This is a genomic window from Flavobacterium luteolum (genome assembly GCF_027111275.1).
GTDB lineage: Bacteria > Bacteroidota > Bacteroidia > Flavobacteriales > Flavobacteriaceae > Flavobacterium > Flavobacterium luteolum.
Genome location: NZ_CP114286.1, coordinates 1,026,769 through 1,048,899 on the forward strand (window position 1 = coordinate 1,026,769; position 22,131 = coordinate 1,048,899).

A 22,131-nucleotide genomic window follows, 5' to 3' on the forward strand; every position below is an offset into this window, starting at 1 on the left:
ATTCATGAATTCGAGGCTAAATTTCTTCTAACTATTACTTGGATTATCTTGATAATATCTTTCCTCAATTCGCTTTATATCTTTTATAGAATTTTTAGCCCATAGCAAACGTTTTACTAAAATTTCTTCATCAGTTAATCTCCAATCAATCTCTGATCTTCGGAGTCTGTTTGTCAAGCTTTGAATAATAATCGCAGCCGAAACCGAAATATTCAAACTTTCTGTAAAACCTACCATTGGTATTTTTAAGAAACCATCTGCATTGTCCATAATTTCCTGAGACAAGCCTTCTTTTTCTGTTCCAAAGAATAAGGCACTTGGTTTCGAAATATCAAAATCTTCCAACATACAATCCTTTTCGTGCGGAGTTGTCGCGATAATTTGATACCCTTTACTTTTTAAATCAGAAAGGCAACCTGAAACCGAATCAAACCGGTTGATGTCTACCCATTTTTGTGCTCCTAAAGCAATTTCTTTATCGATTCTTTTTCCAAAACGCTGCTCAATTACATTTAATTCCTGAATTCCGAAAACTTCACAGCTTCGCATTACTGCACTTGTATTGTGCATCTGATAAACATCTTCTACTGCAACTGTAAAGTGTTTGGTGCGGTTTCCTAATACTTCTAAAAATCTTTCTTTGCGGTTATCTGTTAATATATTTTCGAGAAAAGCTAAGTAATCTAAATCAATCATTTTAATACTATTTTATCGCAAAAATACATTTTAAAGAAATCTTTTTATTGCTTTACCTTCATTTTTATTCAAAAATAGAACTTACAACGGTTTCAAAAATAGCATCTCTAAGTGATTTATTATTATCCTCATCTGGGAAAATTGGTTGGGGTTTAATGGAGCTCATTTCCAGCTTGAGCAATTTATTGGTATTGGCAAGAGAATAATAATGTTGTGATTTTGTATTAGTTGGCAAAAATCCAGGTTTTGGATTATAAATCGAATATGCTTTTAAGGAATACAAAAAGTTTTTATATTCCATAAAACATAATGGTTGCACTTTCACAAACGAAAAAGAAGTTATTGCACTATCTACATAAAATAAATTTCTATTTTTGGTTTGAGCACAAATAATTGCGGTTGTTAAGAATAGAAATAATAAAAACAGCTTTTTCATTTTATAAAAGTAAGAAAAAACTATCTTTCCAATTTAATATATTAATGAACTTTGTAATATGCTACTAAAGAATAAATTTTAAAAAATGAAAAAGAAACTTGTTGTTTTAACAGGAGCAGGAATTAGCGCCGAAAGTGGCATAAAAACATTTCGCGACAGTGATGGATTATGGGAAGGACATGATGTAATGGAAGTTGCCACTCCTGAAGGCTGGCATAAAAATCAGGAATTGGTTCTCGATTTTTACAACAAAAGACGCCAACAGCTGAAAGAAGTAAATCCGAATTTGGGTCATATTATTTTGGCTGAATTGGAAAAAGATTTCGACGTTTACATTATCACCCAAAATGTTGATGATTTGCATGAACGTGCCGGAAGTACAAATGTTTTACATTTGCATGGCGAATTATTAAAAGTACGAAGTACACAAAATAAAAATCTAATTCTGGATTGGACTGAAGATTTGCAAACTGGAGATTTAGATATAAACGGGCATCAATTACGCCCGCATATTGTTTGGTTTGGCGAAGAAGTTCCTGCACTCGAAGAAGCTATTGACATTACCGAAACTGCAGATTATTTTGCTGTAATCGGGACTTCTCTGCAAGTTTATCCAGCAGCGGGATTAATTGCTTATACGCCAAGTACAACTCCTGTTTTTTATATTGATCCAAAACCAATTTCAATTCCGAATCTTAGAAATAAAGTAGAAACTATTGCCAAATTTGCTTCTGAAGGAGTTGCCGATTTGAGAGAAAAATTACTGAACTTAGAAAAAACAAAATGATTTTTGAAAGCTGGTTACAACAGTTAAGTCAATTTAACACAATCTACCTCTTTGTTTTCTTTTTGATAGAAAATTTAGTGTTGGTTGGTTTATCCGTTTTAATTGGAAAAATAATCGAATCTGAAAATACCTTTTTACAGACTAAAGATCAGAAATGGGTACTTTCTACGCTTTTTTGTAACACAATTATAACTTTAATTGGTTTCAAATTGTATCAATACGGAATTCTGAGAGTAGATTTTTCAGCGTCTATTAAACTTATCATTTTCGATACACTTTTGTTGATTCTTTTAATGGATCTTTTTATGTTTATTTTTCATTTTTTGGTTCATCATTTAAAATGGATGTATCCGATTCATAAACTGCATCATACACATGTAGAAACCAATGCTTATAGTTTATATGTCCTTCATCCTATTGAAACTTTAGGTTTTGGATTTATTTGGCTGTTTTTAATTACGATTTTAAAGTTTAATTATTTGAGTATCATTATTTATTTGATTCTAAATCTTTCTTATGGGGTATTTGGACATTTAAAAAAAGATATATTTCCATCTTTTTGGTATAGCAATTACTTCACAAAATGGATTTCTACCACTAAATTTCACAATGATCATCATAAAAATGAAACTCATAATTATGGTTTTTACTTTACAATCTGGGATAAAATTTTCAAAACCATAATTTAAGCATCAATATAGCTTTCAGAAGTTTTAACAATACCTTATATTTGCACCTTTCGAAAAAACAACATCACAATGACTACTCTAAACGAATTGAATGCTATATCGCCAATTGATGGAAGATATAGAAATAAAACTCAAAATTTAGCACCTTTCTTCTCTGAAGAAGCTTTAATAAAATACCGCGTTTTGGTTGAAGTGGAATACTTCATCGCTTTATGCCAAATTCCATTGCCTCAATTGCAAGGTATTGATTCTAGCTTATTTGAAAGCTTGAGAAATATCTACAAAAACTTCTCAACAGAAGATGCGCTTTGGATTAAAGAAACAGAAAAAGTAACCAACCACGACGTAAAAGCGGTTGAATACTTTATTAAAGATGCTTTTGAGAAATTAGGTTTATCTCAATACAAAGAGTTCATTCACTTCGGATTAACATCTCAAGATATTAACAACACTGCTATTCCGCTTTCTACAAAAGAAGCGTTTGAGCAGGTTTACATGCCAACCTTAATTGCTGTAATTGCAAAATTAAAAGAATTAAGTGTTGAATGGAAAGACATTCCAATGTTGGCGCGTACACACGGACAACCAGCTTCTCCTACTCGTTTAGGAAAAGAAATTTTGGTTTTCGTAGAGCGTTTAGAAGAGCAAATGCGTTTATTATTCAATATTCCGTTTGCTGCCAAATTTGGAGGAGCAACAGGAAACTTTAATGCACACCACGTAGCATACCCACAAATTGACTGGAAACAATTCGGAAATAAATTTGTTGAAACAGATCTTGGTTTAAAACATTCTTTCCCAACCACTCAAATTGAGCATTACGATCATTTTGCTGCTTTCTTTGATGCTTTAAAAAGAATCAACACTATTATCATCGATTTAGATCGTGATATCTGGACGTATGTTTCAATGGATTATTTCAAACAGAAAATCAAAGCTGGAGAGATTGGTTCATCTGCAATGCCACACAAAGTAAATCCAATTGATTTTGAAAACTCTGAAGGAAATTTAGGAATTGCAAATGCTATTTTTGAGCATTTAGCTGCGAAATTGCCAATCTCAAGATTACAGCGTGATTTAACTGACAGTACTGTTTTACGTAATGTTGGTGTTCCTTTTGGACATACTATTATTGCTTTTGAAGCAACTTTGAAAGGTTTAAACAAATTACTTTTAAACGAAGGTAAATTTGCCGAAGATTTAGAGAAAAACTGGGCTGTAGTTGCAGAAGCTATTCAGACTATTTTACGTCGCGAAGCCTATCCAAATCCGTACGAAGCCTTAAAAGGTTTAACAAGAACAAATGAAGCAATCGACAAAAATGCGATTCATAACTTTATTGCGACTCTAGAAGTTTCAGATTCAGTTAGAGCAGAATTGTTAGCTATAACTCCTAGTAATTACACAGGAATTTAATTCGATGCAATATCGTTTTTTGCTCCTTTTATTACTTGTTTTTAGCATGTCTATTTATGCACAGAAAAAAGTAGTTAACGGAATTGAAATAGAAATTCTAAAGGCAAAAGAACCTTCCGAATTTTCTACTCTAATGTTGAGAGGCATAAAATTTGACCAATCGCAGTATAAGTACATTATGGTCAAATGTAAAGTCAAGTCAATAGAAGAAAATCATGCCCGAATAAGTGCTTTTGCATTAGTAGACACTGTTAATAAAATTAGATACCGTCTCGGAGACTATTTAGGTTATGCAGCTATAGCAGGAAACCCTGAAAGAAATTATTTCAGAAAAACGAAGTCTGAAAATAAAGATTACAGTAGCAACCTGCCTCAATACAAAAGCACTGAAATAGATCAATTTGACAAATTTAATATAACAGGTTATACTAATTCTGAAATTGCAGTCGAGCTTGGAACTAAAAAAAATCCTGATTCCAGTATTGTATATTTTGGACAAACTGCTTATAAAAATTTTAAAGCTGAGTTATTTTTCATTATTCCGCTAACATTAAAAGTTTCTACATTTAATCTTTATTATAGGGACGTTAATATAGGTACAGTCAAAATAGAATAAGGAACATAATCCAAAAAAAAACCGAGCAATCACGCAAGGAATTTAAGAAAAATACCAAATATTTTACCAGAAAAAGCTATCTTTATCGAGATAGCTTTTTTTTATTAAATCCAGAGGCAAATCCAGATTACACTCCTTTTATATTAATTGGAGCTAACGAATTTCTTTTGAAACAAAAAGCTGGATCAACTCTTTAAAAAAAATACCACCTTTTTATATGATTGCACTAAATGCCGCTGCAGAAACTACACACCATTTACAACCTTTAATTAGTGATTTAGGATTAATCCTGATGACTGCCGGAATTGCCGTTCTATTATTTAGAAAAATGAAACAGCCTTTGGTTTTAGGCTACCTGATTGCAGGATTTCTAGCTGGAAACCATTTTGATTTCTTCCCTTCTATAACCGACATGAAAAGTGTTGAAGTTTGGGCAGAAATTGGGGTTATATTTTTGCTTTTCAGTTTAGGACTCGAATTTAGCTTTAAGAAACTAATGAAGGTTGGAGGGACTTCGTCTGTCACCGCCATAACCCAGATTTTGTTCATGACTGTAATTGGTTATTGTGTCGGGCAATGGATGGGCTGGGGAAAAATGGACAGTATTTTCCTGGGAGCTACACTTTCTATTTCTTCGACAACCATTATCATTAGAGCTTTTGATGAGCTGGGCGTAAAAGGAAAAAAGTTCGTTGGAATTGTTTTCGGAGCTTTAATTGTAGAAGATATTGTTGCCATTTTAATGTTGGTTTTATTATCTACTATTGCGGTAAGCGACCAAGTTTCAGGAACAGCATTACTGCAATCTGTTTTAAAACTTATTTTCTTCTTAATCATATGGTTCTTAGGAGGAATATTTATTATTCCGACAATCTTTAAAAAAGCAAAACATCTATTAACTGATGAGATGCTGCTGATTATCTCATTGGCTTTATGTTTAATGATGGTTATTTTTGCTTCAAACGTAGGTTTCTCTCCAGCATTAGGTGCTTTTATCATGGGATCTATTATTGCTGAAACGACGATGGCAGAAAAAATCGAACATTTAATTCAGCCAGTAAAAGATTTTTTTGGAGCCGTTTTCTTTGTATCAGTGGGAATGTTAATCAATCCGGTTACTTTGGTTAATTATGCGCTTCCGGTGGCTATAATTACATTATTAACCATATTCGGAAAAGCATTCAGTTCTTCTATTGGAGCTTTAATTTCTGGCCAGCCTTTAAAACAATCTGTTCAAACCGGAATGAGTTTAGCTCAAATTGGTGAGTTCTCGTTTATCATTGCCACTCTCGGAATGTCCTTAAAAGTTACAAGCGATTTCCTATACCCTATTATTGTAGCCGTTTCTGCCATTACAACATTTACTACTCCATTTTTAATTAAATACTCAGAAAGATTCGCTTTCTTTTTAGAATCTAAAATGCCAAAAAGATGGGTTAAAAACATTAATCGATATAGTGTAAATGCGCAAGCAATTAAATCTGTCAGCACTTGGCAGATTGTACTCCGCTCTTCGATTACACAAATTATTCTTCATACAATCATCATTACTGCCATTATATTATTGTCGTCTAAATTTGTAGCGCCTTTGGTTGCCGATACACGATTCGGAAATACCTTGGCCGCTTTGTTAACTTTGGTTGTAATTGCACCGTTTTTATGGGCGTTATCGCTTCGTCGTGTAAAAGTAGATGAAGTTGAAAAGTTATGGGAAGAACGCAAATACCGTGGAGCGCTTTTAATGCTGATTCTGATTAGAATGAGTCTCGGTTTATTCTTTGTCGGATTCTTATTGAATATTTTCTTCTCGCCTTTGGTTGCATTTGTGGCCTTAATTATTGCAATTGGTGCATATCAAATTTTTCCTAAAAAACTAAATGAGCAATATCACAAAATTGAAAATCACTTTTTGAAAAATCTAAACGATCGCGAAAACAAAAAGATTGACAGACGATATGCTAATTTAATGCCATGGGATGGACACATGTCTTTCTTTGAAATTAAAAAAGAATCCAATTTGGTTGGACAAACTTTACAAGAACTCCGAATTCGTGAACAGCTCGGAATTAATATTGCTTATATTAAACGAGGAGAAGTAACCATTCCGATTCCTACCAAAACAGAACGTTTATTTCCTGGCGATGAGATTTGTGTAATTGGAACTGATGCTCAAATTGCAGAATTCACGAAATTCTTAACTCAAAACGAAACAGAACCGCCTACAAAAGTAGAAGAAACCGATATTGTTTTGCGCCAGCTTGAAGTTTCTCAGGACGAATTCATTCAAAAAAGCATAGGACAATTCAGAACCAAAACAGACGGAATGGTCGTAGGAATTGAACGAAACGGAAATCGAATTCTAAATCCAGAATCTAGTCTAATCTTAGAGAAAAATGACATTCTCTGGGTTGTAGGAGACAAGAAAAAAATGAATGCTTTGTTGGCAGCTAAGTAAGGTTCTGAGATGCTAAGGTGCTAAGGTGCTAAGTTTTTATATATAAAGCGTTGAAATTTTCATAAATTGAAAGTCTCAACGCTTTTTAATTTTCTTTGCTTTTCATAAAAACAAAAATGCTAAAATTCTAAGAAAAAAACTTAGAATCTTAGCACCTTAGTATCTTAGAACCTCAAAAAAACTATTTATTCGGCTGCGGTGTCAAACGCAAATAAGGTTTAATTGGCGTATGTCCTTTTGGGAATTTTGCTGGAATATCGCTGTCTGGAATTGCTGGTGCAATTACAACATCTTCTCCATCTTTCCAGTTTGCTGGAGTCGCAACACTATAATTTGCTGTCAATTGTAAACTATCGATTACACGAAGCAACTCATCAAAATTTCTTCCTGTAGAAGCAGGATAAGTCAGCGTTAATTTGATTTTTTTATCTGGTCCAATAACAAAAACAGAACGAACTGTAAATTTATCACTTGCATTTGGGTGCAGCATATCGTATAAATTAGCTACTTTTTTATCCTCATCTGCAATGATTGGGAAATTTACTTCTGTATTTTGAGTTTCGTTGATATCTTTAATCCATTCTTTATGAGACTCTAGGCCATCTACACTCAAAGCAATAACCTTAGTATTTCTTTTTTTGAATTCTGGCACATAGTTCGCCACAGTTCCTAATTCAGTAGTACAAACTGGCGTAAAATCTGCTGGATGCGAAAATAAAACACCCCACGAATCTCCTAGCCATTCGTGAAAATTAATTGGTCCCTGTGTGGTTTCTGCGTGAAAGTCAGGAGCTATATCGCCTAATCTTAATGTTGACATAATTTCATTTTTTTAGTTCATCTAAAATTAACCAAAAAAAGGATATAGAAAACATTGATTTTCTTAAAAAAAGTTAAAATTCTACTTTGTCGATATAATTACTATTTTGAACTAAATAAAACTTAGAACAAAATACCAGAAAGCAAGCGTTACAAAGGAAATCGGAATTCCGAAACCGATCATCATACTGCTTAATTTGGGTTTTAATCCGTAAGTTGAAGCAAGGATTGCACCTGTTATCATTGGCGCCATAGCGGTTTCCATTATCGTAATTTTTATAACTTCAGAATGCTGGTTAAAAATAAATACATACAGCACAAAAATTATAAAAGGAATCAAAAGGAGTTTAAAGAAAAGTCCAAGACGTAAAAATTTCCAATGCTGGCTTTTTCGATCGAAAGTCAATTGCAAGCCAACAGAAAGTAATGCTAAAGGTGTTACCAAACTTCCAATTTTCAGTAATATAGATTGAAAATTTTCATTTAATTTATAATCAAAAATATTCATGAAACAAGCCAAAACAAACATTAGAAAGGGCGGAAATAGAATAATCTTTTTAAAAATCCCAAATGCATTTGGACTTCCCTTAGAATAAAAGGCCGCAGTAAAAACGCCAAGAGTAGAAACCACAACAAAAGTTCCTGGTTGATCTACTAAAACTGCAGTTTCTAAACCTTTCTTTCCAAATAAAGCTTCAATAATCGGATAACCTAGAAAAGAACTGTTGCTCAAACCAGCTGTCAAAATCAGACAGCCAATCAATTTATTCGACCAGCCATTTCTTCTTCCCAAAAAATGAAAAAAGATAAAAGCCAGAATATAAGTAATCCACCCTGCTCCTATTGGAAATAGCAATTCGCTGCTCCATTTTATTTTCGGAATATGATATAAAGTAATCGCTGGAAGACAGAAATAAATAACAATTTTATTGAGCGTTTTGTAAATATGAGTCGGAAATTGTTTTACATGCTGTAAAACCAAACCCAGCAAAAGAAAGAAAAATATTAGTATAAAGTTGTTCATATAGTAAGATCAAGACAAAAATAAGTATTTCTAATTTAGTGATTAGCGAAAAGTAAATAGTAATTCGCTTTTTGAATAAATCGTAACTACTGATTTTCTTTTGTTAAACATATAACATTTCAATAAAAATCAATCGCTTCTTACTGAATACCAGTCACTTTTAATCAATCACTCATCACACATTTCAAAAAAAATAGTTAAATTAGTACTTTGTGTTACAAAAAGATGTAAATTTGTAACATATTTTATTACAGTATGATTTCAGGTAAATTTGCCATAACGATTCACATTCTTACTTTACTCCATAAATTCCCAAATGATTATTTGTCATCGGAGTTTATTGCGGGAAGTATTAATCTAAATCCTGTTTTGGTTCGAAAAGAAATTGCCAATCTAAAAGCGCATCATATTGTAGAAAGTAAAGAAGGAAAAAATGGCGGAACAAAATTGGCGGTTAATCCTGTTGACCTGACTTTAAAACAAATATTCGAAATGACTTTTGAAACCATTGGTTTAGGTTTCGCAAAGAATCAGCCAAATCCTGATTGTCCTGTTGGAAAAAGCATCAATCAGAATTTGGAAGCTTTGTATAAAGAAATGAATGATAAAGTAAGTGCTCAGCTTGAGAACATCTCTCTGGAGGATTTTTCGAATCAATTTTAAAAACTATTTTTTTACCCAAAACTGTAACATTTTTTATTACTAAATAAATTTATATATTATGAAAATCGCACTTATTGGAGCTACAGGATTTGTTGGCTCAGCAATTTTAAACGAATTAGCAGATAGAAAACATGAAATCACTGCTATTGCAAGAACTCCAAAAGATACCCCAAACGCTACTTGGGTTGCTGCAGATATTTTTAATGTTGATACTTTGGCAGAAATCTTAAAAGGTCACGATGCTGTGGTTAATGCTTATAACCCTGGATGGACAAACCCAAATATTTACGATGACTTTTTAGCAGGTTCTAAAGCAATTCAGGAAGCGGTTAAAAAATCGGGAGTTAAACGTTTTATTACAATTGGTGGAGCTGGAAGTTTATATGTAGCTCCAGATTTACAAGCGGTTGATACGCCAGATTTTCCAAAAGAGATTTTCCCTGGTGCAAATGCTGCAAGACATTATTTAAACATTATTAAAGAAGAAAAAGATTTGGATTGGGCATTCTTTAGTCCTGCTTTCGAAATGCATGCTGGAACTAAAACAGGAAGAACTGGAAAATACCGTTTAGGATTAGAAAATCCTGTTTTCAATGATGAGCAAAGAAGTATTTTATCTGTAGAAGATTTAGCAGTTGTTATTGCTGACGAAGTAGAAACTCCAAAACATCATCAGGTTAGATTTACTGCAGGTTACTAAAAAGATTCTAACTTTTTTTTGCCACGAATTCACGAATTTTCTTTTAAAATCTTTGAGATTATTTTTTCGAATTAATTTGAATAATATTAGATAAAGATTAAAAAAAAGAAAATTCGTGAATTCGTGGCAACTTATTTTTACTCATTGTGAGAATAACAAATTAGCGGAAATTCGTGTAATTAGAGGCAAACTAACTTTTTGAAACTGTTTTTGTTTTCTGTACTTTTACAGTTCTAAAAAGTGCGTTTTGTCAAATTATAATAAACAAACTGGTAGCATCTCTGAAAAAGCTGGAATTTCACCTCCCGAAATCACCAATATTTCGGCTATCAATCAAATTAAAAGCAAACGCAGACAACAACCTACTTCTCAAGAATTAATTAATGGCATTTTAGAAGGAAATAGAACTTCTTTAAGTCGTGCCATTACTTTAATTGAAAGCACTAATCCAGATCATTTTAAAAAAGCAAGCGAAGTCATTCAAGGCTGTTTAGCTCATGCTAATAAATCAGTTCGTATTGGAATTACAGGAGTTCCTGGAGTTGGAAAAAGCACTTTTATTGAAGCTTTTGGAAAACATTTGACACAATTAGGAAAAAAAGTAGCTGTTTTGGCAGTCGATCCAAGCAGTTCGCTTTCGCACGGAAGTATTTTGGGAGATAAAACCCGAATGGAAGAATTGGTAAAAGACGAAAATGCTTTTATTCGCCCTAGTGCTTCTGGTGAAACTCTGGGAGGTGTCGCGCGAAAAACCCGAGAAACCATTATTCTTTGTGAAGCCGCAGGTTTTGATACTATTATTATCGAAACAGTTGGAGTTGGCCAAAGCGAAACTGCCGTTCACAGTATGGTCGATTTCTTTTTGCTTTTGAAAATTTCTGGTGCAGGCGACGAACTTCAAGGTATTAAACGTGGTATTATGGAAATGGCAGATGCAATTGTCATTAATAAAGCTGACGGCGATAATATAAAAAAGGCAAATCAAGCGAAATTGGAGTTTAATCGCGCTTTGCATTTATTTCCTCCCAAAAAATCTAATTGGCAGCCCAAAGTCACTACTTGCAGTTCACTGACAAAAGACGGAATTCCTGAAGTTTGGAATACGATTTCTGATTATTTTGAAATGACGAAAGAATCAGGATTTTTCCAAGACAAAAGAAACGAACAAAACCATTTCTGGATGATGGAAACCATCAACGAACAATTGAAACAGAATTTCTATAATCAGCCTGAAATCATTTCGCTTTTAGAAGAAAGCAAAAAAGCAGTGCAAAACAATGAGATTTCATCGTTTGCAGCTGCTTCTGAGTTGTTAAAATTATATTTTAAAAAAAGGTTCTAAGATACTAAGCTTCTAAGTTACTAAGGTTTCCTTTCTGTTCGAGTGGAGTCAAGAACTATATAGCATTTCGACTTCGCTCAATGTGACAAAACTTAGAAGCTTAGCAACTTAGTACATTAGCATCTTTATTTTTTAGGTCTAAGCTTATATTTACTTTCTTTATATAAATTTCCTGCTGTAATAACGTGCGCTAAAGCATCTTTTGCTAAATCTTCATTTAATTTAACTGGAATTAAAGTTGTATCATTTTTGATTTCAAACTGCAATGGTTTCAAATTTGGCTGCATGATCACAACTTGATTTTCAACTCTAAATGCATTGATGTCATTAAACTGCATAATAGATCTTCCTTGCACTTTCGGATCCAATTTGCTTAGGTTTCGACCTACCATTGGAGTTTCAAACGGAAGTCCTAAGTAACTTAACAATGTTGGCGGAATATCAATCTGACTTGCCAATCTATCATAAACCGCTCCTTTTGGAACTCCTGGTCCCATAATAAATGCTGGAATGTGGAATTTGTTTATTGGCACTAAATTTTTCCCATAAGTTCTTGTGTTATGGTCAGCAATTACAATGAAAATCGTATTTTTAAAGTACGGTTCTTTCTTTGCCATTTCAAAGAATTTCCCAATAGAGAAATCGGCATATTTCATGGCATTATTTACCGTATTAGGCTTTTTATCATAAGGTTTAATTCTTCCAGCTGGATATTCAAATGGTTCGTGATTTGAAGTAGAGAACATTAAAGAGAAAAATGGTTTGTCTCCTTTTGATTTGAAATACTGATTTGCTTTCGTAACTAAATCTTCATCAGAATAACCCCAAGTTCCTTTGAAAGCATATTTATTTCCATCCGAATCAAAATCAGTTTGGTCTACGATGTCTGTAAAACCATTTCCGTTAAAGAACGAAGCCATATTATCAAAATTGGCCATTCCGCCATAAATGAAACTGGTATCGTAACCTTTTTGTTTTAATGCGTCTGCCAATGTAAAAAATCCTTGTTGTGAATTTCCAAGCTTCACTACACTTTCTGATGGCGAAGGCAAAAATCCAGTTACAACTGCTTCAATTCCGCGAACACTTCTGGTTCCTGTGCAATACAAATTGGTGAACAATAATCCTTCTTTAGACAATTTATCAAATTCTGGAGTTAATGGTTTTCCTCCCAAAATTCCAACATATTCTGCACCTAAACTTTCCTGTAAAAATATCACCAAGTTATATGGCTTTTTCATAACAGAATCTGGCTGCTGTACATGCAAAAACGGAATGTCTTTATCGCTAAAATCGTTTGGTCCTGCTATCATGTATTTTTTTACACGAGCGATCGCTTCGGCTTCATCCATTTTACCATACATTTTAGTATTTCCCTCATTTTTGATTGAATACGCGGCAAAAGCAACAGTGTAAAATGAATTTAATCCTAAAGTATTTGTAAGCTGATCCGTTGAGAAAACAGCATTACTAGCATTAATAGGACGTTTTGAAGTAAGACTTGAACGTGCTCCGAAAAACAATAAAAAAGCCACTAATGGAAATACCATTAATTTGAATTTATATTCTGTACTGGTTGTATAAAATAATTGTTTTCCTTTTTTGAAAGCAAAATAAATTACAACTCCAAGAATTAGGAAAGTCACAATGATTGAAGTCAGGTAACTTTTTAAAAGCATTCCAACCACTTCTTTCGGGTAAATAAGATAATCTAAGAAAATCTTATTCGGGCGCGTATCATATTGCTTTACAAAATCTGGAGAAGCTAATTCTACAAAAAGAATTAAAAACAGAAATAGAAAACTATAAATTACCAGAAATTTGTTGGTGAATTTTATCCATTTATTTGGCAGAAAAGTAATTAGAACTGCTGGCAAAAATGACAAATAACACAGTAATATTAAATCCATTCGTAATCCGATTGGAAAAATATACCAGAAATCTGGCGTCTGCACTACTCTTTCTTTAAAAAGAAAAAACAAAAAGATTCGGCTTAAAGTGGTAATCAATAATCCGATTAATATAAAACTGAAAATAGGTTTTAAAAAACGTAAATTTTTCATTAAAAATAGTATAAGAACGTAAGATTAGAAAAACAAATTACTCTTCGTAACGATTAATTTCTCTGTCGTAAAACTCATTTGCTTTTTCAATTAAACTTTCCATTTCGGCGTTTAATTCAGCTTCGTCAAGATCTTCTGGTTCTTCTAAAAACTCAACCTCATCATCTTTCAAATTGATAATAAATCTTGGGTAATCTAGGTGAATGATAAAAATATCGTCTGGAAAATCGGTATTATCTCCAAGTAAAAATTTAGGTAATTCCATATCTATTATTTTTTTTAATGGTTATTTTTTTGTCTCAGATTATACAGATTAAAAGAATTTCTCTTGACTTTAAACTTTACAATCTTCGACTTATTTTTTATTCAAATTTAGTTATTTAGATCTGAATCGATAATCAATCTCTTTGTTAGGTAATGAAAACGAATATACAAACAAATCGCCGCTGCTGTTAAACCTGCCAAAAGTCCGATCCAAACCCCTTGAGCTTTCAATTCGGTGTATTCTCCTAAATAGTATGAAATAGGGAAACCAATAACCCAATAAGCTACAAAAGTAATATACATTGGTACTTTTACATCCTGCAATCCACGTAATGCCCCAAGAACCACAACCTGAATTCCGTCAGAAATCTGGAAAATTGCAGCAATTAAAAGTAATTTTGAAGCAATTCCTATTACTTCTTCGTTATCTAAAATCTGTCCTGTGTTTTCCATATTCAAGAAAATATAAGGCAGATAATCGTGGAAAATAATAAAGAAAATTGCAAAAATTGTTTCTAAGATTATAGCAAGCAGAAAAATAGAACGCGCTACAACAATTAGCTTTTTATAATCCATTAAACCTCTTTGATTGCTGACACGAACCATCGAAGTTACGCTTAATCCCATGGCAAACATAAAAGTCATTGACGCTAAACTTAATGCTATTTGATTTGCTGCCTGACTTGTTTTTCCGATATTTCCGCAAAGCCAGATTGAAGCGGTAAATAGCACAACTTCAAAAAGCATCTGCATTGCAGAAGGGAATCCTATGCTGATAATCTTTTCTATTGTTGTTTTTTTTATTTCATTAAAACTGAAACCTTTAAAAAAGCGTTTTAAATCGTCTCTTCTTGAAAGCATGATATGCATGAACATGACCAAAAATATTCTCGAAATTACAGTTCCCAAAGCGGCTCCAATAATTCCCATTTTTGGAAAAATCCAGATTCCATAAATCAAAACATAATTAATTCCAACGTGAAGCACATTCGCCATAACCATAGCATACATAGAATATTTGGTTAATGACATTCCGTCAGCAAACTGCTTATAGCCCTGGTACATTACCAAAGGAATCAGCGAGAAAGCCACCCATCCTAAATAAGGTTTTGCAAGTACGATAACATCTGCTGGCTGTTTTAGCAATTCCATTATTGGTTTGGCAAACATAATTACCGTAAAAAGGATTAATCCTAAAATAGTGCATAGAAATAAACCATGATGAAAAGCAGAGCGAATTTTAGTATCATTTTTCTCTGCATCACCTTCGGCAACGATTGGAGTTATTGCTGTAGAAAATCCAATTCCTAAAGACATTGCAATAAAAATCATACTGTTACCTAGCGAAACTGCTGCTAGTTCTGTACTTCCTATTTTTCCCACCATTATGTTATCGACAATACCAATTAAAGTATGTCCGACCATTCCTAAAATAACAGGATAAGCCAGTCTTAAATTATACGAAAACTCTTTGGTGTACTGCTTTAAATTCACTTCTATTCTTTTTTAGTCGGCAAAGATAGTCAGAAGCTTCGAATTCTATCCAATTAATAAAAATATATGCCAATTTTAAGACAAAAATAAGCTCACCTCAATATTATGTAACGAAACCTGAAAATTGTATAACAAACTCCAAACGCCTCCAATATAATTTTACATTATAGAAATTTCAAAAATATAAGCCATGAAAAAATTACAGATGTTATGCCTAGCTGCTTTCACATTTTTATTTGCCAACAACACATTTGCTCAAGAGACAGAAGCAACAAATTACGACCAAGGTTTTAGATTAGGTTTTGGTTTAAATGGAGGATTGCCAACCGACAATGATTATGACTGGTCTCTTGGGGGAGATGTTCGTTTACAGTATGATCTTTCCAAAAAAACATCTTTGACCTTAACAACAGGTTTTACGAATCTATTTATGGGAAAAGACGATCTTGGAAATAACGTAAAAGATCTTGGATTTATTCCAGCTAAAGCAGGTTTTAAAGCTTTTGTTTTAAAAGATCAATTTTATGTATTAGGTGAAGTTGGTGCCGGTTTTGCTGTAACAAACGGTTACGATAAGACAACTTTTTTATGGGCTCCAGGGATTGGGTATGCTAACAAATTTATCGACTTAAGCGTTCGTTATGAAGATTATCATGATTTTAGAACCAATCAGGTAGCATTGCGTGTTGCTTATGGTTTTAAACTATAAAAAATAGGTTTAATTTATTATTTTGTTTTTGGTAAAAACCCGACAGTCTCCAAGTCTGTCGGGTTTTTTATTTTTTACCAATGGGATATAAAATAACCCCGACAGTTTTTTAAACTTATAGGGGTCAAAAATTATCTAATTGACTTATTATCTCAATTGCCCAATTACTTCTCTCCTAATTCTTTCTTATACAATTCAATATTTACTGCTGTTTTCTCATCCAGCTCTGGTTCTTTAATATCCGTATGTTTTTTCATTTCTTCCCAGATAATTTTGGCTACAATATAACGAGACATTTCTTTGTCATCGGCAGGAACAATATACCATGGCGCATGAGGTGTAGAAGTTTTATTGATGGCTTCTTCATAATACTTCATATACTCGTCCCAATAGCCACGTTCTTTCAAATCACCTGGCGAAAATTTCCAATTGTGTTTTTCTTCTTCCAAACGGCGCAACAAACGCTGACGCTGTTCTTCTTTGCTCAAGTGAAGATAGAATTTCATTACTATTGTTCCGTTTTGGCAAATATGTTTTTCAAAATTGTTAATCTGTTCGATTCTGTTTTTCCAAAATTCAGGTGTAATATCATCGACAGAATTAATGTCTGGAAGATTTTCAGCCAGAACATATTCAGGATGTACTCTTGTGACCAAAACATTTTCGTAATGTGTTCTATTAAAAATAGCAAACTTTCCTTTTTCTGGCAAAGCGATATAATGGCGCCATAAAAAATCATGCTCCAGCTCTGTAGAAGTTGGAGTTTTGAAACTATGCACTACTACCCCACGCGGATTAAATTCTTTAAAAACTTCTCGAATCAAACTGTCCTTTCCCGAAGTATCCATTCCTTGAAGACAAATCAAAACGCTGTATTTATTGTGCGCATACATTACGTCTTGCAAATCGCTCAATTTAGCTTGAACCTTATCTAATTTTTCTTCTTTTTCATCGTCATCGGCTTTGATATTCAAAACAGTCGGAATTTCTTTGAGCTTTATTTTATCTACAACTTTAAAATCTTTCGGGTCTATTGATTTCATATCTTTTTCATTTTTTGTCTTATAAATATAGTAATTTTACGAATTCCGATAGCTATCGGAACTGCTATTCATTGCAATAAAAAACAACATTTCATGGAAAAATTCACATTAGAAATATTATTTCAAATCATCGGAATCGGTTCGGCATCAGGTTTATTTTATAACAATGACGCGCTTTATGTAATTGGCGATAACAGCGGATTCTTATACGAATACAATATGCAGAATCAGCAATTGAATCAGCATGCTTTGATCGACAATCCTACACAAAATATTCCGAAAAACTTAAAACCCGATTTTGAATCGCTTACACATCATAATGATACGCTTTATGTTTTTGGTTCTGGTTCTACCGAAAACCGAAACAAAATGATTGAGTTTGATATGAAATCAAAAACCGTTTTACAAAAGAACAATTTAGTCGATTTGTATGCTGTAATGCAGAATTTCGGAGAAATAAAACCAGAAGATTTTAATCTAGAAGGCGCTATTTTTGATGGTGAAAACTGGTATTTATTCAATCGAGGAAATGGCATTTCTAACAAAAACACGATTTTTACGATTCATGCCAAAAATCTCGGAGAAGAATTTGCCTTGATTTCTGTCAATTACAAACTCCCAAAATTAAAAGGCGTTCGTTCCAGTTTTACCGATGCCATTTTGGTCGATGACAAAATCTATTTCCTTTCAACTGCCGAAGATACCAAATCGACTTATGATGACGGAGAAATCTTAGGAAGTTTCATCGGAAGAATCGATGTTAAAACGATGAAAATAGATTTCACTCAAAAAATTACGGCAACCAATAAATTTGAAGGCCTGACTTTCTACAAAAAAGAAAACAATAAAATAGAGTTTTTACTTTGTGAAGATAATGACACAGAACTTTTAGAAACTAAGATTTATAAATTGACATTGCCGATTAAATAAAACTATTCAATTACAATATTGACGTAGAGGCGCACTGCAGTGCGTCTACGCAAAGAATGTCAAATTATGGATTCTCTGACGTTAGACGCACTGCAGTGCGTCTCTACAATAAAACCATTGAACCTTTGTTGCTTTGCAACTCTGAACCTTAAAAAAGATTTTTTTTCACCTCCGTCCCAACCTTTTTATCTTTTTTACTCTCTATACAAGAAAGACAACAATTGTGATAAACGAAACTCAAATAGCAAATTGTAAAAAAATGCATCGCGATGCCCAGCGTCAGGTGTACGAATACATGGCGCCAAAGTTGTACCGCCTTTGCAAAAGATATTTAAAAAAGGAGGAAGAGATAGAAGAAGCTTTGGCAGATTCTTTCTTTACTATTTTCACCAAACTTGATCAGTTAAAAGAAGCGTATGCTTTTGAAGCTTGGGCTAGAAGAATAACTGTAAATCATTGTCTGGCGACCATCAGAAAAGCAACCAACTTTAATATGTATCTCGACGACGTAAAGCTGATTTCTCAGCCTTCTGTTGACGAACTAAATACTTTAGAAGAAGAAGATTTACTTAATTTATTAAACCACATTCCAGACGGCTGCAAAACGGTATTTAACCTTTTTGTTATTGAAGGTTTCTCCCATAAAGAAATAGCCGAAATGCTAAAGATTTCTGAAGGCACATCAAAATCACAATTGAATGCCGCTAAGACCAAACTGAAAGAACTGGTTAATAAATTGTATTATCAAAAAGCAAAATAGTCATGGACAATCAAGATAAATTATTCGATAAAATAAAAGAAGCTTCGCAAAAAGCCGAGTTTCAAGACTTTCCAGGAATGGAAAAAGTCTGGTCGCGAGTAGAAGAAAAACTGGACAAAAAAGAAGATAAAAAAACAATTGCATTATGGAAAAAAATAGCGGTTGCGGCTTCTCTTCTATTATTGTTTTCTTTAGGTTTTCAATTTTTACATTCTGATAAAGAAGCAGTAACAGAAACACCAAAAGTAGTTTTGGAAGAAAAAGAAATAGAGCAATCTCAAACTCAAGAACCTGTTTTAATTCAAAAAGATGCAACTCCATCTTCAGATTCTGGGATAGTTTCAAGCGAAGAAGCGGTTAAAATTTTAGAAAATCAAACTAAAAACAAGCAACGAGTTGCTGTTCAAGAAATAGCAGTTCCACAAACAGAATCTTTTCATTCTTCTTCTACACCAAAAATTGCGGAAGAAACAACGATGCCTGCTCCAATATTATTAAATGAAACTTTTGATGAAGAAGATAATGTTTCTGCAAAAAAAGAAGCAACTCCAAATATGGATTATTCAGGTTATTCTCAAAGAGAGTCTGCAAGAGTTGCTTACTCTGCGGCGTCAGCACAAAAAGCAAAAAAAAGCAGTCCTCTTGTAGTTTTAAACGGAAATGCATTGGCACACAGTGATGATACCAAAAAAGACAAAATGATTCAGAATGAGCTTCCGAATCTACAGCCAGAAAATTTAGATTCGCTCGTAGTTCTTGACGAACCTTTGTATATCATTGACGGAATTTACTATTCAGAAAATGATTTGTTTGGTAAAAATCCAACAAGTCCGTATGCACCTTTAGACAAACAAGACATTAAAACCATAACAATTTTACAAGACCTTGAAGCAACCGAAAAATATGGCGAAAAAGGTAAAAAAGGAGTTGTTATAATTACTACTAAAAACGGAAAACCAGCTCCGAAAAAATAATCTAATGCTATGTCAAAGTCTGCAGCTTTGACATAGCAAAACTCAAACATTAATTCTAAAACTTATTATCATGAAAAGTCTAAAACTTATTTCATCAGCCATTGCTATGCTTATATGTTTCGTAAGTATGGCACAAGAAAGAACTATTTCTGGAATCGTTTCAGATGAAACAAAACAACCGCTTCCAGGCGTAACTATTTTCAATCAGACCTCAAAAACTAATGTTTATACAAATTTTGATGGCCAATACAGTATTCAAGCCAAAACTGGCGACATGTTGGTTTTCACTTTTATTGGATACAAAAACCAAAGTCAAAAGGTTCAAAATTCAAATATTATGAATATAAAAATGTTTCCAGAAATGTCAAGTTTGCAAGAAGTTGTAGTTGTTGGTTACGGTTCAAGCGATGCTGAATATAGCAATCGTAGTTACGAGCGTGCTGAAAGAAAAAAAGCAAAAATGGCAACAGCTTCGGTAGCTATGCAAGGAAAAGTATCAGGAATTCAAGTTCAAAATTCTATGGGGTATTCTGCCATGCCAAGCCCAACTGTTACTATTCGCGGAAATGAATCTGTTTCTCCAAAAAATGAGCCTTTGTACATCATTGATGGAGTTCCTGCAAAAGCCAATCAAATGGCAAAAATAAATCCGAATGATATTGATAATGTTTCGGTTTTAAAAGATCAAGCAGCAACTTCAATTTATGGAAACAAAGCGTCAAATGGCGTTGTTGTAATTTCAACCAAAAATGAAATCTATAAAAATCTTTCAGAAAAGGAATTAGATAAAAAATTAAATATAATACCAATTCCAGCTGAACCAACTCAGGAAGATTATGACACTTTTGTAGAAAATGCTTTCGAAAGTCCAAAAACAGCGCCACTTTCTACCTTTTCTATAGATGTTGACAATGCTTCGTATACGAATATCAGACGTTTTTTAAACAACGGACAACAAGTTCCAAAAGATGCAGTTCGTGTAGAAGAAATGGTGAATTTCTTTAAATATACTTATCCACAGCCAAAAAATGAACATCCGTTTTCTATCAATACAGAAGTGAGCGATTCACCTTGGAATAAAAACAATAAAATCTTAAAAATTGGTTTACAAGGAAAAAATATTCCAACCAATGATTTACCTGCTTCAAACCTTGTTTTCTTGATTGATGTTTCGGGTTCAATGAGCGACATGAACAAATTGCCTTTATTGAAACAATCTTTAAAAATATTGGTGAATGAATTACGCGTAAAAGACAAAGTTGCCATTGTTGTTTATGCGGGCGCTGCAGGAATGGTTTTACCGCCAACTTCTGGAGATGAGAAAAAAACGATTATCGACGCTTTGGATAAATTACAATCTGGAGGAAGCACTGCCGGTGGCGCAGGAATTGAACTGGCTTATAAAACGGCAACTGAAAATTTCATTAAAGGTGGAAACAATCGTGTAATTCTAGCTACCGACGGAGATTTTAACGTTGGAAGTTCTTCTAATTCTGACATGGAAAAACTAATTGAAGAAAAAAGAAAAACAGGCGTTTTCTTAACTTGTTTAGGTTACGGAATGGGAAATTATAAAGACAGTAAAATGGAAATCTTAGCCGATAAAGGAAACGGAAACTATGCTTACATCGACAACATTCAGGAAGCAAATCGTTTTTTAGGAAAAGAGTTTAAGGGTTCGATGTTTGCTATTGCGAAAGATGTGAAGATTCAGATTGAATTCAATCCAAAACAAGTTCAGGCGTATCGTTTAATTGGTTATGAAAATAGAAAATTACGTCCTGAAGATTTTAAAAATGATGCAATTGATGCTGGTGAATTAGGAAGCAATCATACCGTAACAGCTTTATATGAAATTATTCCTGCGGGTGTAAAAAGCGATTATTTGACTGTTCAAGCAGATGATTTGAAATACACCAAAACCGAAACCAACTCTGCAAATTATAGTAATGAATTGGCAACGATAAAATTCCGTTACAAAAAACCTGACGGAGATAAAAGCATCGAAATGATTCAGGTAATAGAAAATAAATCGGTGGCTTTGGATAAAGCGAGCGACGATATGAAATTTAGTTCTGCCGTAGCTTGGTTTGGATTAAAATTGAGAGATTCAAAATTAATTGCCGACAAATCTTCTGAAGAAATTGTAAAACTGGCAAAGCAAGGAAACTCTAATGATGGCGAAGGTTATAAAGCTGAATTTATTCGTCTGGTGGAAACTTCTAAACAGTATAATTAATAAATATTTTAT

Annotated in this window: 21 protein-coding genes; 13 read left to right on the top strand and 8 right to left on the bottom strand. The window is 33.3% G+C overall.

Going from position 1 to position 22,131, the window contains the following annotated elements:
• Nucleotides 1-27: 27 nt before the first annotated feature.
• Nucleotides 28-696 carry a TrmH family RNA methyltransferase gene (locus tag OZP10_RS04050; RefSeq protein ID WP_281633635.1) on the bottom strand — a complete coding sequence of 223 codons (669 nt, stop codon included), beginning with the start codon at nt 694-696 and terminating at the stop codon, nt 28-30.
• A 64-nt stretch (nt 697-760) separates the two neighbouring features.
• Complete coding sequence (locus OZP10_RS04055; protein WP_281633636.1) at nt 761-1,132, bottom strand: hypothetical protein; 372 nt, start codon at nt 1,130-1,132, stop codon at nt 761-763.
• Nucleotides 1,133-1,217: 85 nt separating this feature from the next.
• On the opposite strand from OZP10_RS04055, the gene OZP10_RS04060 reads away from it, so the two are divergent.
• The 5 genes from OZP10_RS04060 (at nt 1,218) to OZP10_RS04080 (ending at nt 7,095) form a co-directional block, all read left to right on the top strand.
• A complete protein-coding gene (locus tag OZP10_RS04060; RefSeq protein WP_281633637.1) occupies nt 1,218-1,919 on the top strand; it encodes an SIR2 family NAD-dependent protein deacylase in 702 nt (233 codons plus the stop codon).
• Nucleotides 1,916-2,608, top strand: coding sequence for a sterol desaturase family protein (locus tag OZP10_RS04065; protein WP_281633638.1), 693 nt, complete (start codon nt 1,916-1,918; stop codon nt 2,606-2,608). Before OZP10_RS04060 ends, OZP10_RS04065 begins: the two co-directional genes overlap by 4 nt.
• A 69-nt stretch (nt 2,609-2,677) precedes the next feature.
• Nucleotides 2,678-4,024 (top strand): adenylosuccinate lyase, encoded by a 1,347-nt coding sequence (purB, locus tag OZP10_RS04070; protein ID WP_281633639.1) that lies wholly within the window; start codon nt 2,678-2,680, stop codon nt 4,022-4,024.
• 46 nt (nt 4,025-4,070) lie between these two features.
• Nucleotides 4,071-4,640: a hypothetical protein gene (locus OZP10_RS04075; protein WP_281633640.1), complete on the top strand. Its 570-nt coding sequence runs from the start codon at nt 4,071-4,073 to the stop codon at nt 4,638-4,640.
• 217 nt (nt 4,641-4,857) lie between these two features.
• Nucleotides 4,858-7,095: a cation:proton antiporter domain-containing protein gene (locus tag OZP10_RS04080; RefSeq protein WP_281633641.1), complete on the top strand. Its 2,238-nt coding sequence runs from the start codon at nt 4,858-4,860 to the stop codon at nt 7,093-7,095.
• A 181-nt stretch (nt 7,096-7,276) separates the two neighbouring features.
• On the opposite strand, the gene OZP10_RS04085 is transcribed toward OZP10_RS04080, so the two are convergent.
• On the bottom strand, nt 7,277-7,915 hold the full coding sequence (locus tag OZP10_RS04085) for a peroxiredoxin (RefSeq protein ID WP_198858320.1): 639 nt from the start codon (nt 7,913-7,915) through the stop codon (nt 7,277-7,279).
• Nucleotides 7,916-8,026: 111 nt separating this feature from the next.
• Complete coding sequence (locus OZP10_RS04090) at nt 8,027-8,938, bottom strand: AEC family transporter (protein ID WP_281633642.1); 912 nt, start codon at nt 8,936-8,938, stop codon at nt 8,027-8,029.
• A gap of 255 nt (nt 8,939-9,193) precedes the next feature.
• Here OZP10_RS04090 and OZP10_RS04095 point away from each other — a divergent pair, with 255 nt between their 5' ends.
• From OZP10_RS04095 to meaB, 3 genes are all read left to right on the top strand, one after another.
• A complete protein-coding gene (locus OZP10_RS04095; protein WP_281633643.1) occupies nt 9,194-9,601 on the top strand; it encodes an RrF2 family transcriptional regulator in 408 nt (135 codons plus the stop codon).
• 58 nt (nt 9,602-9,659) lie between these two features.
• Nucleotides 9,660-10,301, top strand: a complete 642-nt coding sequence (locus OZP10_RS04100; protein ID WP_281633644.1) for an NAD(P)-dependent oxidoreductase — start codon at nt 9,660-9,662, stop codon at nt 10,299-10,301.
• Nucleotides 10,302-10,548: 247 nt separating this feature from the next.
• Nucleotides 10,549-11,643 carry a methylmalonyl Co-A mutase-associated GTPase MeaB gene (gene meaB, locus OZP10_RS04105; RefSeq protein WP_281633645.1) on the top strand — a complete coding sequence of 365 codons (1,095 nt, stop codon included), beginning with the start codon at nt 10,549-10,551 and terminating at the stop codon, nt 11,641-11,643.
• Nucleotides 11,644-11,768: 125 nt separating this feature from the next.
• Here meaB and OZP10_RS04110 read toward each other — a convergent pair whose 3' ends face one another.
• The 3 genes from OZP10_RS04110 to OZP10_RS04120 form a co-directional block, all read right to left on the bottom strand.
• Nucleotides 11,769-13,706 carry an LTA synthase family protein gene (locus tag OZP10_RS04110; protein WP_281633646.1) on the bottom strand — a complete coding sequence of 646 codons (1,938 nt, stop codon included), beginning with the start codon at nt 13,704-13,706 and terminating at the stop codon, nt 11,769-11,771.
• Nucleotides 13,707-13,743: 37 nt separating this feature from the next.
• Nucleotides 13,744-13,971 carry a DUF8828 family protein gene (locus tag OZP10_RS04115; protein WP_008468034.1) on the bottom strand — a complete coding sequence of 76 codons (228 nt, stop codon included), beginning with the start codon at nt 13,969-13,971 and terminating at the stop codon, nt 13,744-13,746.
• A 107-nt stretch (nt 13,972-14,078) separates the two neighbouring features.
• The gene (locus OZP10_RS04120) at nt 14,079-15,464 is read right to left on the bottom strand and encodes an MATE family efflux transporter (RefSeq protein WP_281633647.1); all 1,386 of its coding nucleotides are present in this window, start codon (nt 15,462-15,464) and stop codon (nt 14,079-14,081) included.
• A 190-nt stretch (nt 15,465-15,654) separates the two neighbouring features.
• On the opposite strand from OZP10_RS04120, the gene OZP10_RS04125 reads away from it, so the two are divergent.
• Nucleotides 15,655-16,173, top strand: coding sequence for a hypothetical protein (locus OZP10_RS04125; RefSeq protein ID WP_177212372.1), 519 nt, complete (start codon nt 15,655-15,657; stop codon nt 16,171-16,173).
• Nucleotides 16,174-16,337: 164 nt separating this feature from the next.
• On the opposite strand, the gene OZP10_RS04130 is transcribed toward OZP10_RS04125, so the two are convergent.
• Nucleotides 16,338-17,216 (bottom strand): PPK2 family polyphosphate kinase, encoded by an 879-nt coding sequence (locus OZP10_RS04130; RefSeq protein ID WP_281633648.1) that lies wholly within the window; start codon nt 17,214-17,216, stop codon nt 16,338-16,340.
• 93 nt (nt 17,217-17,309) lie between these two features.
• On the opposite strand from OZP10_RS04130, the gene OZP10_RS04135 reads away from it, so the two are divergent.
• The 4 genes from OZP10_RS04135 (at nt 17,310) to OZP10_RS04150 (ending at nt 22,119) form a co-directional block, all read left to right on the top strand.
• Nucleotides 17,310-18,146 (top strand): DUF6929 family protein, encoded by an 837-nt coding sequence (locus OZP10_RS04135; RefSeq protein WP_281633649.1) that lies wholly within the window; start codon nt 17,310-17,312, stop codon nt 18,144-18,146.
• A gap of 259 nt (nt 18,147-18,405) precedes the next feature.
• Nucleotides 18,406-18,906 (top strand): RNA polymerase sigma factor, encoded by a 501-nt coding sequence (locus tag OZP10_RS04140; protein ID WP_111289274.1) that lies wholly within the window; start codon nt 18,406-18,408, stop codon nt 18,904-18,906.
• A gap of 2 nt (nt 18,907-18,908) precedes the next feature.
• The gene (locus OZP10_RS04145) at nt 18,909-19,880 is read left to right on the top strand and encodes a hypothetical protein (protein ID WP_281633650.1); all 972 of its coding nucleotides are present in this window, start codon (nt 18,909-18,911) and stop codon (nt 19,878-19,880) included.
• 70 nt (nt 19,881-19,950) lie between these two features.
• Nucleotides 19,951-22,119 (top strand): YfbK domain-containing protein, encoded by a 2,169-nt coding sequence (locus tag OZP10_RS04150; protein ID WP_281633651.1) that lies wholly within the window; start codon nt 19,951-19,953, stop codon nt 22,117-22,119.
• The last annotated feature ends 12 nt before the right edge of the window (nt 22,120-22,131 follow it).